Origin of the sequence: Pectobacterium artocarpous, assembly GCF_046159765.1 — a bacterium.
Classification (GTDB): domain Bacteria; phylum Pseudomonadota; class Gammaproteobacteria; order Enterobacterales; family Enterobacteriaceae; genus Pectobacterium.
Genome location: NZ_JBJXVK010000002.1, coordinates 101,012 through 117,060, shown reverse-complemented (window position 1 = coordinate 117,060; position 16,049 = coordinate 101,012). Strand labels below are relative to the sequence as shown.

At 53.6% G+C, this 16,049-nt stretch carries 16 protein-coding genes; 10 read left to right on the top strand and 6 right to left on the bottom strand.

The window, feature by feature from the left end; genetic code table 11:
• The first annotated feature begins 34 nt into the window (after positions 1-34).
• Both rapA and rluA read left to right on the top strand, forming a co-directional pair.
• Positions 35-2,938 (top strand): RNA polymerase-associated protein RapA, encoded by a 2,904-nt coding sequence (gene rapA, locus ACKQAD_RS01590; protein WP_409158531.1) that lies wholly within the window; start codon positions 35-37, stop codon positions 2,936-2,938.
• Between the two features lie 350 nt (positions 2,939-3,288).
• On the top strand, positions 3,289-3,942 hold the full coding sequence (rluA, locus tag ACKQAD_RS01585) for a bifunctional tRNA pseudouridine(32) synthase/23S rRNA pseudouridine(746) synthase RluA (protein ID WP_409158530.1): 654 nt from the start codon (positions 3,289-3,291) through the stop codon (positions 3,940-3,942).
• A 78-nt stretch (positions 3,943-4,020) separates the two neighbouring features.
• On the opposite strand, the gene djlA is transcribed toward rluA, so the two are convergent.
• Positions 4,021-4,896, bottom strand: a complete 876-nt coding sequence (gene djlA / locus ACKQAD_RS01580) for a co-chaperone DjlA (RefSeq protein WP_409158529.1) — start codon at positions 4,894-4,896, stop codon at positions 4,021-4,023.
• A 149-nt stretch (positions 4,897-5,045) separates the two neighbouring features.
• On the opposite strand from djlA, the gene lptD reads away from it, so the two are divergent.
• From lptD to apaH, 6 genes are all read left to right on the top strand, one after another.
• On the top strand, positions 5,046-7,445 hold the full coding sequence (lptD, locus tag ACKQAD_RS01575) for an LPS assembly protein LptD (protein ID WP_409158528.1): 2,400 nt from the start codon (positions 5,046-5,048) through the stop codon (positions 7,443-7,445).
• A 107-nt stretch (positions 7,446-7,552) separates the two neighbouring features.
• On the top strand, positions 7,553-8,848 hold the full coding sequence (gene surA, locus ACKQAD_RS01570) for a peptidylprolyl isomerase SurA (RefSeq protein ID WP_409158527.1): 1,296 nt from the start codon (positions 7,553-7,555) through the stop codon (positions 8,846-8,848).
• Positions 8,849-8,863: 15 nt separating this feature from the next.
• The gene (pdxA, locus tag ACKQAD_RS01565; protein ID WP_409158526.1) at positions 8,864-9,865 is read left to right on the top strand and encodes a 4-hydroxythreonine-4-phosphate dehydrogenase PdxA; all 1,002 of its coding nucleotides are present in this window, start codon (positions 8,864-8,866) and stop codon (positions 9,863-9,865) included.
• Positions 9,858-10,676 carry a 16S rRNA (adenine(1518)-N(6)/adenine(1519)-N(6))-dimethyltransferase RsmA gene (rsmA, locus tag ACKQAD_RS01560; RefSeq protein WP_409158525.1) on the top strand — a complete coding sequence of 273 codons (819 nt, stop codon included), beginning with the start codon at positions 9,858-9,860 and terminating at the stop codon, positions 10,674-10,676. The genes pdxA and rsmA overlap by 8 nt, the downstream gene beginning before the upstream one ends.
• Positions 10,677-10,688: 12 nt before the next feature.
• Complete coding sequence (gene apaG / locus ACKQAD_RS01555) at positions 10,689-11,066, top strand: Co2+/Mg2+ efflux facilitator ApaG/CorD (protein ID WP_015841767.1); 378 nt, start codon at positions 10,689-10,691, stop codon at positions 11,064-11,066.
• Between the two features lie 2 nt (positions 11,067-11,068).
• Positions 11,069-11,914, top strand: a complete 846-nt coding sequence (gene apaH, locus ACKQAD_RS01550; protein WP_409158524.1) for a bis(5'-nucleosyl)-tetraphosphatase (symmetrical) ApaH — start codon at positions 11,069-11,071, stop codon at positions 11,912-11,914.
• A gap of 51 nt (positions 11,915-11,965) precedes the next feature.
• Here the strand turns inward: apaH and ACKQAD_RS01545 are convergent, their stop codons facing one another.
• Together ACKQAD_RS01545 and ACKQAD_RS01540 are read right to left on the bottom strand one after the other, a co-directional pair.
• Entirely contained in the window at positions 11,966-12,160 is a 195-nt protein-coding gene (locus ACKQAD_RS01545; protein ID WP_409158523.1) for a hypothetical protein, read from the bottom strand.
• Positions 12,161-12,282: 122 nt separating this feature from the next.
• Positions 12,283-12,807, bottom strand: a complete 525-nt coding sequence (locus tag ACKQAD_RS01540; protein WP_409158522.1) for a DMT family transporter — start codon at positions 12,805-12,807, stop codon at positions 12,283-12,285.
• A gap of 111 nt (positions 12,808-12,918) precedes the next feature.
• Here ACKQAD_RS01540 and ACKQAD_RS01535 point away from each other — a divergent pair, with 111 nt between their 5' ends.
• Both ACKQAD_RS01535 and ACKQAD_RS01530 read left to right on the top strand, forming a co-directional pair.
• Complete coding sequence (locus tag ACKQAD_RS01535) at positions 12,919-13,065, top strand: helix-turn-helix domain-containing protein (RefSeq protein WP_409158521.1); 147 nt, start codon at positions 12,919-12,921, stop codon at positions 13,063-13,065.
• Positions 13,066-13,123: 58 nt separating this feature from the next.
• Positions 13,124-13,822: a LysR substrate-binding domain-containing protein gene (locus tag ACKQAD_RS01530; protein ID WP_409158520.1), complete on the top strand. Its 699-nt coding sequence runs from the start codon at positions 13,124-13,126 to the stop codon at positions 13,820-13,822.
• 92 nt (positions 13,823-13,914) lie between these two features.
• On the opposite strand, the gene folA is transcribed toward ACKQAD_RS01530, so the two are convergent.
• From folA to ACKQAD_RS01515, 3 genes are all read right to left on the bottom strand, one after another.
• A complete protein-coding gene (folA, locus tag ACKQAD_RS01525) occupies positions 13,915-14,397 on the bottom strand; it encodes a type 3 dihydrofolate reductase (RefSeq protein WP_409158519.1) in 483 nt (160 codons plus the stop codon).
• A gap of 224 nt (positions 14,398-14,621) precedes the next feature.
• Complete coding sequence (locus tag ACKQAD_RS01520; protein ID WP_409158518.1) at positions 14,622-15,092, bottom strand: threonine/serine exporter; 471 nt, start codon at positions 15,090-15,092, stop codon at positions 14,622-14,624.
• A complete protein-coding gene (locus ACKQAD_RS01515; RefSeq protein ID WP_409158616.1) occupies positions 15,083-15,856 on the bottom strand; it encodes a threonine/serine exporter family protein in 774 nt (257 codons plus the stop codon). Before ACKQAD_RS01515 ends, ACKQAD_RS01520 begins: the two co-directional genes overlap by 10 nt.
• Positions 15,857-16,049 lie beyond the last annotated feature (193 nt).

Here is a 16,049-nt window from a genome sequence, read left to right as displayed (position 1 = left end):
CCCCCGACACAGACGAACATCGAGCTAAGAATTTATGCCTTTTACACTTGGTCAGCGCTGGATCAGCGATACGGAAAGCGAACTTGGACTGGGAACGGTTGTTGCCGTCGATACGCGTATGATAACGCTGCTTTTTCCTGCCAGCGGTGAAAACCGACTTTATTCCCGCAGCGACGCCCCCATCACTCGCGTGATGTTCAATCCCGGCGATACCGTCACCAGCCACGAAGGCTGGAAGCTCAAAGTCGATGACGTGCGAGAAGAAAAAGGGTTACTGGTGTATTGCGGCCAACGTCTGGATGATGAAACGCCAGCAGAACTGCGTGAAGTCTTTCTGGACAGCAAATTGACATTCAATAAACCGCAAGATCGTCTGTTCGCCGGACAGATTGATCGTATGGATCGTTTTGCCCTGCGCTATCGCGCCCGCAAGCATCAGAACGAGCAGGCGCTACAGCAACAGGTCGGGTTACGCGGCATGCGCGCCAGCCTCATCCCGCATCAGCTTCATATCGCTCACGAAGTCGGCCAACGTCATGCGCCACGCGTTTTGCTGGCGGACGAAGTCGGTCTGGGGAAAACCATTGAAGCCGGTATGATCATCCACCAGCAACTGCTGGCAGGTCGTGCCAGCCGCGTGCTGATTATCGTACCGGAAACCCTGCAACATCAGTGGCTGGTTGAAATGCTGCGCCGCTTTAACCTGTTGTTCTCGCTGTTTGACGACGAGCGCTATGCCGAAGCCAAACTGGACAGCAGCAACCCATTTGAAACGGAACAGTTGGTGATTTGTTCATTGGGATTTGTGCAGCGCAGCGCCCAGCGTTTTGCGCAACTCGTCAACGCAGACTGGGATCTGTTGGTGGTGGATGAAGCCCACCATTTGGTCTGGAGCGAAGAAAGCCCTAGCCCGGAATACCAGGCCGTTGAAACGCTGGCACGCGCCACACCAGCCGTTCTGCTCTTGACCGCGACGCCGGAACAGCTTGGTCAGCAGAGCCACTTTGCGCGCTTACGTCTGCTCGATCCCAACCGTTTCCACGACTATCAGGAATTCCTTACTGAACAGCAGCAGTATCGTCCGGTCGCCGATGCGGTCACCCTGCTATTAGCCGGTGAAAAAGCGCAAACCGCTGAACTGAATGCGCTGAGCGATCTGCTAGGCGAACAGGACATTGAGCCGCTGCTGAAAGCCATCAACAGCGACAGCGATGATAATCAGAAGGCGCGTCAGGAACTGATCGCCATGCTGATGGATCGCCACGGTACCAGCCGCGTGTTGTTCCGTAACACGCGTCAGGGGGTCAAAGGTTTCCCGCAGCGTATCCTGCATCAAATCCGCCTGCCGTTGCCATCACAGTACCAAACGGCCATTAAAGTATCCGGCATCATGAACGCGAATAAGACGCTGGAAGTGCGCGCCCGCGACATGCTGTACCCAGAACAAATTTATCAACAGCTCGAGGGGGACGATGCCACCTGGTGGAACTTCGACCCGCGCGTAGAATGGCTGTTGAACTATCTGACCGCCAACCGTGATGAAAAAGTGCTGGTGATCTGTGCGCAGGCCGCCACGGCGCTACAACTGGAGCAAGTGCTGCGCACGCGTGAAGCGATTCGCGCCGCTGTCTTCCATGAAGGGCTGTCGATTCTGGAACGTGACCGTGCCGCCGCCTATTTCGCTTCCGAAGAAGAAGGCGCACAGGTGTTGATCTGTTCAGAGATCGGTTCCGAAGGCCGTAACTTCCAGTTTGCCAGCCAGTTAGTGATGTTCGATCTGCCGTTCAACCCCGATCTGCTGGAACAGCGCATCGGCCGTTTGGATCGTATCGGGCAGGCAAAAGAAATTCAGATTCTGGTACCGTATCTGGAAAATACCGCGCAGGCCATGCTGGTGCGCTGGTATCACGAAGGGTTGGATGCGTTTGAGCATACCTGTCCGACAGGTCGCACCATCTATGATGCGCACCATACGCAACTGATCGAACGACTAACCACCGTCGGTGAACAACAGGGGTTGGATGAGTTTATTCACACCTGCCGCCAACAGCACGACAGCCTGAAACAGCAGCTTGAACAAGGCCGAGATCGCCTGCTGGAAATGCATTCTAACGGCGGCGAACAGGCGCAGCAGTTGGCGCAGGCCATCGCCGAGCAGGATAATGACGTCAATCTGGTGACATTCGCACTGAACCTGTTTGATATTGTTGGTATTAATCAGGAAGATCGCAGCGATAATCTGATCGTCCTGACGCCATCCGATCATATGCTGGTGCCAGATTTCCCTGGCCTGCCGCAGGACGGTTGTACGATCACGTTCGATCGCCATCAGGCCCTTTCCCGCGAAGACGCACAGTTTATCAGTTGGGAACACCCGCTTATCCGTAACGGGCTCGATCTGGTGCTGTCCGGTGACACCGGAAGCTGTGCGGTGTCGTTACTGAAAAATAAAGCCCTGCCGGTCGGCACGCTGCTGGCTGAGCTGGTTTACGTCGTGGAAGCACAAGCGCCTAAACACCTGCAACTGACCCGTTTCCTGCCGCCAACGCCGGTTCGCCTGCTCATGGATCGCAAAGGGACTAATCTAGCGGCACAGGTTGAGTTTGAGAGCTTCAATCGCCAGCTCAACGCGGTAAACCGTCATACGTCCAGCAAGCTGGTGAATGCGGTACAAGCCGATGTTCACGCCATGTTGCAACAGGCAGAAGCGTTAGTCGAAACGCAGGCACGCCAGCTCATTACCGAAGCGCAGGAGCAGGCTGACCGGCAATTGCGCCGCGAATTAGAGCGTCTGGAAGCGCTAAAAGCCGTCAACCCTAACATTCGTGAAGATGAGCTGACTGCACTGGAAAACCAGCGCGAGCAGGTGCTGAGCAACCTGCACGAAGCCAACTGGCGTCTGGATGCGATTCGTCTGGTTGTGGTGACGCACCAGTAATGTGCCGCCCATATATGCCTCATCAGACCGTTGACAAATCTATTCGCCGAATGAAAACGGGAGTAACGGAATAGAAGAGTAAAGCGCTTGCGCCATGGATGGCGCAATCCGAGCTTACATGGATGTACTTGCAGCGTCTTTACGATCTATCCGTTACCCCCGCTCTGCGGACTTTGTCAGCAACCTCTTATGCATATATGGTTAGCCAGACTTTTCAGCACACGGATAGCTGCATATTAGGGAAAGCACGGGGATGAGGTTTCCGCAGTAACACCTCGCCCCGTGATAAGCCCGTGTATCTCGGTCAAACAGCAACGACATCCCTGTCTCTTGCGTATTTTGGAGCGTGAATGGAACCCTATAATCCGCCTACCGATCCCTGGCTGCATATTCTGTATCAGGATCAGCACATCATGGTGGTGAATAAACCCAGCGGTCTGCTGTCGGTTCCCGGCCGCGCGCCAGAACACAAAGACAGCGTCATGAGCCGCATTCAGGCAGACTACCCGACGGCTGAATCCGTTCATCGTCTGGATATGGCAACCAGCGGCGTGATGGCCGTCGCACTCACAAAAGCCGCCGAGCGTGAACTAAAGCGCCAGTTTCGCGAGCGCGAACCGAAGAAATCCTACCTTGCCCGCGTCTGGGGGCATATGGCGCAGGATGAAGGCGTCATCGATCTTCCGCTGATCTGCGACTGGCCGAACCGCCCAAAACAGAAAGTCTGCTTTGAAACAGGCAAAGCGGCGCAGACAGAATATCAGGTACTCTCACGCGACGATGACGGTACGACGCACGTCAAGCTGATGCCGATCACTGGTCGTTCCCATCAACTTCGCGTCCATCTGCTGGCACTCGGCCACCCGATCCTCGGCGATGGCTTTTATGCACATCCTGATGCTAAAGCGATGGCGCCTCGCCTGTTACTGCACGCACAAGAATTGGCAATCACGCACCCGGCTTTCAATACCCCTATGCACTTTCGTTGCGAAGCGGATTTCTGAGGCAAACGCGCCGACAGTATCGGCAAATCAGATTTGGTAGAGCGATAAAACGGGGAAGCAAGAAGGGAAAGGTGCGGGTTATTTTGTTTGATTCGCGCTTTTCAACAGTTCATAAGCTGCCTGAATATCCTGCGCTTTGCGCTTGGCCATCTCCATCATCCTCGGCGACAGCTTCTTGGCGACCAGCTTATCGGGATGGTGCTCGCTCATGAGTTTACGGTAGGCTCGCTTAATCGTCGCGGCGTCATCGCAGCTGCGCACGCCCAGCGTACGACAGGCACTTTCGACCGTTGGTCCACGCGGTGGTGACGCCGGACGCTGACCGCCATAAGAATGGCCGTTGGAATAGCCATTATTGCGGCGTTGATGTGATTTCCCGTTCTGTCGTGACTGATTCTGCCGAGACTGTTGCCCTGAGGTGCTTTCCATATTGCGCAGAAAGAACTCAAACTGCTCGCGCGTCACGCCCAGCTCATCGGCAATCACGTACAACACACGCCGTTCACTCGGGTGCAAAACACCATCAACAAACGCGACCTGAAGCTGGATTTCCAGAAACATTTTAATCAAATCAAAGCGTCCCAGACAGGCATCGCGCAGCTTACGTAATTTTATTCGCAGAGGGAAATGGCCGGCCTTTCCTTCGCGGAAAGCTTGTTGAGCAGCGGTTCTGGCTTCACCAAATAGCTCAAGGCGATCCATCATTTTGGTTGCGATCTTGATATCAGCTTCCGTCACCCGCCCTTTGGATTTGGTCAGGTGTCCCATGGCCTGAAAGGTCGTGAGAAAGAACAAGGACTGGCGAGTAGACTGGGCCGAAAAATAATCACGGCGACGCGATGCCCGGGCTTTGTCAATCCAATGCCCCATCAGTAAGCCCATGATCATTCCCCAGATGCCAGCGCTTGAAACGATCCCCAGCGCTAACCCCAGCAACTTTCCCCAATACCGCATATACTCCTCAAATCCTCATGCCGTCAGCCAAAAATTGCTTTATCATACCTGTCATTTATCTTTGCACCTAACGGCGGTGCGTATAGGCGGTGGGGATTTAACACTGGCGCAACGCTAACGAGTGATATAGTCTCTGACCGTTTGCCGGCATGATGCCTCTGATGACGGAACACCTGATACTGCGTATGAAAAAAAGTTTCCCAACGCTGCTGGCCACTCTAGTTTGGTCGGCGCTTTACAGCCAGCACGCGCTGGCCGATCTCGCTGAACAGTGCATGCTGGGTGTCCCCACGTACAACAGACCGCTGGTCACTGGCGATCCCAATCAGTTGCCGGTGAATATTCAGGCCGATAAAACCGAAGCCAGCTACCCAGACAGCGCCAAATTCACAGGTAATGTCAACATCCAGCAAGGCAACAGCGTCATGACTGCCGAGCAGGTGGAACTGAATCAGTTGGATCCGGCAACGCAGGTCAGCACGCCCACGCGAACCATTACCGCGACGGGAAATGTCCACTACGATGACAATCAGGTTATCCTGAAAGGCCCTAAAGCCTGGGCCAACCTGAACACCAAAGATACCGACGTCTATGAAGGCGACTACCAGATGGTGGGCCGTCAAGGGCGTGGTTCCGCCGATAAAATGAAAATGCGTGACAGCAACCGCTACACTATTCTGGAAAACGGCTCTTTCACTTCCTGTCTGCCGGGAGATAATAGCTGGAGTGTCGTCGGTTCGGAAGTGATTCAAGACAGAGAAGAGCAGGTTGCTGAAATCTGGAACGCACGTTTCAAGATTGCTGGCGTACCTGTGTTCTATAGCCCGTATTTGCAGCTTCCTATCGGCGATAAACGACGCTCTGGCTTCCTGATCCCCAATGCGAAATATGGCAGCAGCAATGGTTTTGAACTGCTGACGCCCTATTACTGGAACATCGCGCCTAATTTTGACGCCACGATCACACCGCACCTGCAAACTAAACGTGGTATGCAGTGGCAGAACGAATTCCGCTACCTGACCACGCCGGGCCTCGGCATGATTCAGTTCGACTGGCTGCCCAGCGACAATGAATACGCTAAAGTCGCCCCGCAGGATAGTAACGATACACGCTGGCTGTTCCATTGGGGTCACAGCGGCGTGATGGATCAGGTGTGGCGTTTTAACGCAGACTACACCAAAGTCAGCGACGACCGCTACTTCACCGATCTGGACTCGAATTACGGCTCGACCACCGATGGCTACGTCACCCAAAAGCTCATTGCAGGTTATGCGAACCAAAACTGGGACACCACGTTGTCCAGCAGACGGTTCCAGGTCTTCTCTAATGCAACCAGCCGCGATGTCTACCGTGCTGAGCCGCAGCTCGATATCAATTATTATCAGAATGATATCGGCCCGGTTGATATGCACCTTTATGGTCAGGCGGTAAAATTTACCAACGTCAACGACAACCGACCGGAAGCGACACGTCTGCACGTTGAACCCACGCTGAGTCTCCCGCTGGCAAACCACTGGGCCAGCCTGAATACCGAAGCCAGACTGTTAGCGACACACTATCAGCAGGACAATCTGGATCGTTACCGTGCCGACCCTAGCGTCACCGACGTCAATAAAAACGCGCTCAAGAGCTCCGTTAACCGCGTTATGCCGCAATATAAAGTTGATGGCAAAATGGTCTTTGAACGCGAAATGGACTGGTCGAAAGCCTATACCCAAACGCTGGAACCTCGCGCGCAGTACTTGTACGTGCCTTACCGCGACCAGAGCGGGATCCATACCTATGACTCCACACTGATGCAGACCGACTATTCCGGCCTGTTCCGCGATCGCAGTTACAGCGGCCTGGATCGCATCGCGTCCGCCAATCAGGTTGCGACAGGTGTCACTACGCGTATTTATGATGACGCGTTGGTTGAACGTTTTAACGCTTCTATTGGTCAAATCTATTACTTCGATCGTCCACGCACGGGTGACCGCAACACGGCGCTCGATAAAAGCGATAATAACGGCAGCCAAGTATGGGCGGGTGACTCCTTCCTAAAAATCGATGACAGTTGGGGTGTTCGCGGTGGTTTGCAGTATGACAATCGCCTGAACGAAGTCGCGCTGGGTGACGCCGTGTTAGAATACCGTCGCGATGCGGAACGTCTGGTGCAGTTAAACTATCGTTACGCAAGTCCTGAATATATTCGCGACATGCTACCAAACGTGACCAATCAGGGTTCTCAGCAAGGCATCTCGCAGGTTGGTATCACCGCGAGCTGGCCGATTGTCGAACGTTGGGCTGTCGTTGGCGCTTATTATTACGACACCAAGGCCAATCAGCCAGCAAACCAGCTCATTGGCTTACAGTACAACACCTGCTGTTGGGCCGTGAGCGTCGGTTATGAGCGTAAAATTACCGACTGGAACAGCGTCAGCCGCAGCAGCGAATACGACAACAAAGTGTCGTTTAATATCGAATTACGTGGTTTAAGCAGTAATTACAGCCTGGGCTCCGACAAAATGCTGCGTTCGGGTATTTTGCCTTACCAGCGCGCATTCTGATGTCATCCAGAGTGCTGAGCCGATAAGGATGTAGCAAACACAAACAGGCTGTCTTACGGAAATGTTGGAACTTTAACCCGCCTTGCGGATGAAATAATGGGAAAGGTATGAAGAACTGGAGAACGCTTATTCTCGGATTGGCACTGAGTGCCTCTACCGCGTTCGCAGCACCACAGGTGGTTGATAAAGTCGCAGCAGTGGTCGACAACGGCGTCGTGTTGGAAAGTGATGTAAACGGTCTTTTGCAGTCGGTAAAACTGAACGCCCAGCAGGCTGGACAGCAATTACCGGATGATGCCACGCTGCGTCATCAGATTATCGACCGTTTGATCATGGATAACATCATCCTGCAAATGGCGCAGAAGATGGGTATCCAGGTGACGGATGAGCAGTTGGATCAGGCGATTGCCAATATTGCCGCTCAGAACCGTATGTCTCTGGACCAGCTAAAAAGCCAGTTGGCCTATGAAGGCCTGAATTACAACACCTACCGTAACCAGATTCGCAAAGAGATGCTGATCTCGGAGGTTCGTAACAACGAAGTCCGTCGTCGCGTGACTGTACTGCCGCAGGAAGTCGATACGCTGGCTAAGCAGATCGCCAACCAGACCGGTGAAAACGATGAGCTGAACCTGAGCCACATTCTAATCCCCTTGCCGGAAAACCCCACTCAGCAGCAGGTTGATGAGGCGGAAAATCTAGCAACCTCTTTGGTGAAACAAATCAGTGAAGGCGCGGATTTTGGTAGGCTGGCTATCACCTATTCGGCTGACTCTCAGGCGCTGAAAGGCGGCCAGATGGGCTGGGGTAAACTACAAGAGATCCCAACGCTGTTTGCCGAGCGCCTAACCCAAGCGCAAAAAGGCCAAATCGTCGGCCCGATCCGTTCTGGCGTGGGTTTCCACATTCTGAAAGTGAACGATATTCGCGGTGGTAGCAAAAGCGTATCGGTAACCGAAACCCATGCTCGCCATATTCTGATCAAACCTTCCGTCGTCATGACGGACAGTCAGGCGCAAGCCAAGCTGACCGAAGTGGCACAGCAAATCAAAAACGGCAGCACCGATTTCGCCTCGCAAGCCAAGCTGCTTTCTCAGGACCCAGGTTCAGCGAATCAGGGCGGCGACCTTGGCTGGGCTTCTCCAGATATTTACGATCCGGCCTTCCGCGATGCGTTGTTGAAACTAAAGAAAGGCGAAATCAGTCAGCCTTTTCATTCCTCTTTTGGCTGGCATCTGATTCAGTTGCTGGATACCCGTCAGGTGGATAAAACCGACGCAGCACAAAAAGAGCAGGCGTACCGTATGATCTTTAATCGTAAATTCGCCGAAGAAGCGCAAACCTGGATGCAGGAACAGCGTGCATCGGCCTATATCAAAGTGATTAATGGCACCACTAACTAATGCAGACTGAAACTCATGCAGACTGAGAGCAATACGCCACGCGTTGTAATCACCCCCGGCGAACCCGCCGGGATTGGCCCCGATCTGGTGGTTGCTCTGGCTCAGCAGGACTGGTCTGTGGAGCTGGTCATCTGTGCGGATCCCGAACTGCTACTCAGTCGCGCACTGCAGTTGTCTATGCCGCTGACGCTGCGTGACTATCAACCCGGCCAACCCGCACGGCCACAACAGGCAGGTAGCCTCACCATTCTGCCGATCGCTGCATCGGCAACCATCATTCCAGGTCAATTGAATATCGCTAACAGCGCTTATGTCGTTGAGACACTAGCGCGTGCTTGCGGCGGCTGCCTGAACGGTGAATTTGCCGCGCTGATTACCGGTCCGGTACATAAAGGCATTATCAACGATGCCGGAATCCCGTTCAGTGGACACACTGAATTTTTCGCCGATCGCAGCCACTGTGACCGTGTCGTCATGATGCTGGCGACAGAAGAACTGCGCGTTGCTTTAGCGACCACGCATCTGCCACTTGCGGCCGTTTCTGCGGCCATTACCCGCCAGAGCCTGCACGAAGTCATCACGATTTTGCACCACGATTTGCAGACAAAATTCGGCATCGCTCAACCACAAATTTATGTTTGTGGCTTGAATCCTCATGCTGGTGAAGGCGGCCATATGGGTCGTGAAGAGCTGGATGTGATTAATCCTGCGCTGGACGAACTTCGCCATCGGGGCATCAAGCTGGTAGGGCCACTGCCTGCCGACACGCTTTTCCAGCCCAAGTACTTGCAACACGCTGACGCCGTTTTGGCGATGTATCACGATCAAGGGCTCCCGGTTCTGAAATATCAGGGTTTCGGGCGCGCCGTTAATATCACGCTGGGGTTACCTTTTATCCGCACATCCGTTGATCACGGTACAGCGCTTGAGCTGGCCGCAACCGGCAGTGCCGACCCCGGCAGCTTCATCACGGCATTAAATCTTGCCATTAAAATGATAAAACACAGTAATGAATAATCGCGTACACCAAGGTCACTTCGCCCGTAAACGTTTTGGGCAAAACTTTTTAAACGATCACTTCGTGATCGATAGCATCGTTTCGGCCATTCATCCTCAACCGGGTCAAGCCGTCGTAGAGATTGGCCCGGGTCTCGGCGCACTGACCGCCCCTGTCGGCGAACGGATGGATCGTTTTACCGTGATTGAGCTGGACAGGGATCTGGCCGCGCGGTTGGAAACACATCCGAGGCTGAAAGATAAGCTGACCATTATTCAGCAAGATGCCATGACGATCGATTTCGCCGCGCTCGCTGAGCAAGCCGGCCAACCGCTGCGCGTTTTTGGCAACCTGCCGTATAATATTTCCACACCGCTGATGTTCCACCTGTTCAGCTATACTCAATCTATCCGCGACATGCACTTTATGTTGCAGAAAGAAGTGGTTAACCGTTTGGTCGCAGGGCCGAACAGCAAAGCTTTCGGACGCCTGAGCGTCATGGCACAGTATTATTGTCAGGTAATTCCGGTGCTTGAAGTGCCGCCTGAGGCGTTCAAGCCCGCACCTAAAGTTGATTCCGCCGTAGTGAGACTCGTCCCCCATGCCGAGATCCCCTACCCGGTCAGCGACATTCGCGTACTGAGTCGCATCACAACGGAAGCGTTTAACCAACGTCGTAAGACACTGCGTAACAGTCTGGGCAATCTGTTCACCCCGGACGTGCTCACCGAGCTGGGGATCGATGCCTCCAGCCGCGCAGAGAATGTGACCGTTGAGCAGTATTGCCGATTGGCAAACTGGTTAAGCGAACATCCTGCAAAACAGGAATAACTGGAGTTCATCATGATTAATGCGCCCCGTGTTTGTGTACAGGTTCAGAGCTTCTACGTGGAATCACAATCAGAGCCTGATGAAGAACGTTTCGTGTTTGCTTATACGATTACGGTTCGCAATCTGGGGCGTCATGAAGTCCAACTTCTGGGGCGTTATTGGCTGATCACCAACGGTAACGGCCGACAAACTGAAGTTCAGGGGGAAGGTGTGGTCGGCGAACAGCCGATTATCCACCCTGGCAGCGAATTCCAATATACCAGCGGTGCCGTCATCGAAACACCCCTCGGCACGATGGAAGGCCACTACCATATGACCGACCATCAGGGTAAAGCGTTTCAGGTTTCCATCCCCGTTTTCCGTCTGGCTATCCCTTCACTGATACATTAATTATGTCTACCTATTTAGTTGGCGATGTTCACGGCTGTTTAGTTGAACTCAAAGCGCTATTGGCGCAAGTTTCTTTTACTCCTGAGCAAGATACGCTGTGGTTAACCGGTGACTTAGTCGCACGCGGGCCGGATTCGCTTGAAGTTCTGCGCTTCGTTCGCTCTCTCGGTTCTTCTGTCCGCCTGGTGCTCGGCAACCACGACCTGCACCTGTTAGCCGTTTATGCCGGTATCAGCCGCAACAAACCGAAAGATCGTATCAGCGATCTTCTCACTGCGCCGGATGCAGACGAGCTCATCAACTGGCTACGACGCCAGCCGATCTTACAGGTTGATGACGATCTGAAGCTGGTCATGGCCCATGCAGGTATCACGCCACAGTGGGATTTGCCGACAGCGATCATATGCGCGCGCGAGATCGAATCGATCCTGAGCAGCGACAGCTACCCGCTTTTCCTCGACGCCATGTATGGCGATATGCCGAACCACTGGAGCCCAGAACTGAGCGGTCTGGCACGTCTGCGCTTTAGCACCAACGTCTTTACCCGCATGCGCTACTGCTTCTCCGGCGGTCAACTGGATATGCTCTGTAAAGAACCACCGAGCCAGGCCCCTTCTCTGCTAAAACCGTGGTTTGAACTACCGAGTCAGGTTGCGGGAGAATATGCTATTGCTTTCGGTCACTGGGCATCGTTGGAAGGAAAAGGCACACCGGAAAACATTTACGCGCTGGATACCGGGTGCTGTTGGGGGGGCGAACTGACGATGCTGCGTTGGGACGATAAGCGCTATTTCACGCAATCGTCGTTTTCATCAAATACCAGCCTCTCTGGCGATAGCGCGTCCTGATCGAATGAGTCAATGCGCGCATGCATTGACTCTGTTGCAGTCTCGCCATTGTCACAGAAAGGGGAAAGCCGTCCCAGACTGAACGTTTTTGGTTGGCCGAACGGCTAACTCCTCGGCGGGAATCGACCAGATACCGCCGCCAAGAAATCCAGCCAGCCCCACAGCTTCTACGTCGCCTGACGGTAATTCGCGGCGACGTGGATCGCTCAGGCGGTCAGTATTCAACTTGCTGTTTCTATTCGTCATGCTTACTGTCTCCTGCCTATCAAACACAGCGACTTAACGACATCTCGATTTAGCGATGTAAATCATCACTCTTTCTTATACTAACGATGACAGATGACGGAAATGTGACCTGTTTGTGCCGCTCACCTCTCATTGTGGTTGCTATGGGTCGCAACAGCGGGTTTTGCCAGCGGTTGAGAAACCGCAGAGTATTGCACCACCAGCATTCCCATAATGATTAATGCGACACCCGCTATTCGCCCCAGCGTTGCCGGCTTCACCGCCAGCCCCATCAAGCCAAAATGATCGATAATCAGCGATGCCATAACCTGACCCGCAATCACACAGACAATAAAGCCTGAAGCGCCGAGCTTTGGCGTCAGCAATAACGCCGCGGTGATATAAGCGACACCCGACATGCCCCCCAGCCAGATCCACCACGGCCCCTGTAAAGCGGAACCAACCGCAGGCACAGGTATTCGAGCAGCAAACAGAATCGGTAACAGCACACAAATACTGACCAGCAGGGAGAGCAACGTTGCCCAAAGCGGATGACCTAATGCGCGCCCCAGCGCCGCATTACTGGCAGCCTGAAAAGGCACAATGCTCCCGGCAAGCACAGCGATACCCAGCGGCAGTGAGAGAGAAAAAGAAGAGAATAACGACATGGAACCCCCTCGTTCACACTATAAAGTTCACAACGTAATTGGTATGTTCCCATACTCCCCCATCCATTAAACTGATGGAAATTCGTAATTCATACTGAAGGCATGCACAAAATGGATGATTTACGTCGTATCGATATGAATCTGTTGTTAACGCTGCACGCGCTGTTGACGGAAAAACACGTCACGCGGGCCGCGCTACGCCTGCACCGTAGCCAGCCTGCCGTCAGCCATTCAATCCCAGCTTCGCCAGATTTTTAACGATCCGCTGTTAGTCCGTCGTGAGGTTGGCCTGACGCTAACCACCCGCGCTCAGGCGTTGCTCGGCACGCTGGAACACGCACTTGATCAGTTGAACGGACTCATCCAGACCCCACAATTCGATCCGCGCCATACCACGCGACATTTCCGTTTGGCACTCTCTGATTATGGCTCCAACGCGGTATTGCCAACGCTCATGCGTCATTTACGTGCGCTGGCACCCGGTATTTCACTGGCTGTCAGCCACGCCGGCCGTGAGATGATGCTGGCGCAGTTGATCGATGGAGAAATCGACTTAGGCCTCGGCGTGTTTCCCGAACGTCCACCCGAGGTGCACGCCGCGCTTCTTTTTGAAGAACAGTTTGCCTGTCTGGCCGACCGCGCCACGCTGCCGGAAAACGGTACGCTGTCGTTTGAGGCATGGCTGGAACGGCCACATATTCTGGTCACGATGCATCCCGATTCTGCCAATGAAGTTGACAGCGTGCTGGCTGCAAGCGGCCTGGCGCGCAATGTCGTGCTGACACTGCCCCATTGGCATGCCGCCATCAACCTCATTGCCGGTACTGACCTGATTTTGACCGCCGCACGGCGTAGCATGGCGCAGGTTAATAGGTCTGATTTGCGCATTTTTCCGCCTCCATTCACGATACCCGATTTTGCTTTCCAGCAGGTATGGCACACGCGACGTGAGAGCGATCCTGCGCATCGCTGGCTGAGAAACGCCATTTGGGAAAGTTGTCAGACGGCAAATTAAAACATCTGGCTAGAAAACGAAAAAACCCGCAACAAGGCGGGTTTGGTGAACGATCGTATTGCTGGCAGGACGCTAGCGCAGTGAAAACGTGCTTAGCGGCGTTCCAGAATTTCGAAGCAGTAACGGTGAGAATTACGCTCGTCAGCATCATGAAATTCGCTGAAAACAGATTGCCATTCATCCGGCTCATAGTCAGGAAAATGCGTGTCGCCTTCCACATCGGCATCAATGTGCGTCAGGTAGAGGCGATTAGCCTGCGCCAGCATTTGCTGATAAATACTACCGCCGCCAATGACCATCACTTCCTCAACGTCGCCCGCCGCCGCCATCGCAGCGTCCAGCGAAGAGACCCAGGTCACACGATCGTCATCACCGGGATGATTACTGACGACAATGTTCAGCCGACCTGGCAGCGGCTGACCGATAGAACGAAAAGTATTACGCCCCATAATAATCGGCTTATTAAGCGTATTGCGCTTAAACCATGCCAGATCGGCGGGCAAATGCCACGGCATCGCGTTTTCCATGCCAATCACGCGATCCACTGCCAGTGCAGCAATCAAACTAATAACCATGGTGAAAAAACCCTGTAGGTCAGAAAATTGCTGACACTATACACTAAATAATTCAAGTTGCATGAAGGCGGCGACGAAGCGAATTCCCAGGAGCTTACACCAGTAAGTGACTGGGGTGAGAAGAGGAAAGCCAACGCCCATGCGGTTTGAAAGATGACGTGTATATACGGAAAGCCCTTTCACTCGTCGACATAGATACGAGACCGAAACGTAATATAAGAGTTTTATACTCCCGGCCGTTTGCGGTAGAGCCAGATTCCCGGTAAAGACAGGCCGATAGAGAGCGCGCCGACGATAAAACTGGCCTTAAGGAAATTGGTCATCATGACGCTCATCAGCGCTTCACTGTAGCCAAGATGCGAAATTTCCACCACCGAGATCATCGCCGTGTAGGCAGAAATACCGGGAAACATCGGGATCACCGCCGCGACGGTGAAAACTTTCGGGTGCGCCAGCAGCCAGCGTGACCAGCGAATACCGACGATACCGATCAGGATCGCCGCCAGAAACGACGCCCACTCGATATGCATGCCGAAATGTATCGCCAGAAACCGTACGCCATGCCCGATGCCGCCCAGCAGCGCGCAGTAAGGCAGCACTTTCAGCGGCACGTTAAAGACCATGGCAAACCCTAACGCAGGGACTGCCGCCAGCACCATATCCTGCAACAGTGCCCACAGTAAACTTAAGCCCATCCACGTAATCCCCACAGCGACATCGCCATCACGACCCCAATACAGGTTGCCAGCGTCAGTAAGCTCGCGACCGTCCAGCGTGCCAGACCAGTATTTACGTGCCCTTTAAACATATCGGCCACAGCGTTAATTAACGGGAAACCGGGAACCAGCAATAACACGCTCGCTGCCATCGCCACCGTCGAGGTTTGAGAAAAAACAGGCAAACGCATCAGTAGCCCTGACGCCGACGTCGCAACAAACGCTGTAATGCAGAAATTGATCAACGGATTCAGGTGCCGTGCCGTAAAGACCTGTCGGACATACATCGCCAGGCCGCTGGCAATCAGCGTGACGATAAACGCATCCCACCCTCCGCCGTTCAAACGGCTGAAGCAGCCGCTGGAGAGTGCCACGACGGACACCATCAGCCAGCGCGGATAGCGCAGCGGTTTGATATTTCCCAGACGCTTTTCTACACCCGCCACATCCAGCAGTTTATGCTCGGCCATGATGACCGCATGCTGAACTTCAATGACGACGTGCATATTAATGCCGCGGTCCACATTCTTCCGCGTCGACGTCAGGCAATGCCCCTGCATGATGGTAGTCAGGACGATTGAGTTTGCTGAGATGGAGCTCTCAACGCTATCAGCACCGAGCGCTATACCCAGCCGTGACGACAACTGTTCTACCACCATACTCTCCGCGCCATGCTGTAACAGCAGCAGCGCACACTGGATACACAGTCGGGTTATTTCCCGCTGCTGCGGCGCTTCCCCCATCTGTTTCGCGCTACTTGATGGTTTTGCACTACTTAATGGTTCACGGTTCTCACATTCACTGACCATGTTGTTATCTCAACTCGCCCCTGAAATTAACCATAAAAAATGAAAGGATAATTGTTAACATATTGCCGCCGAATAACCAATAAGTGTGATGCGAATTCATTATTCTGGCGCTATCATTTTAACCGCT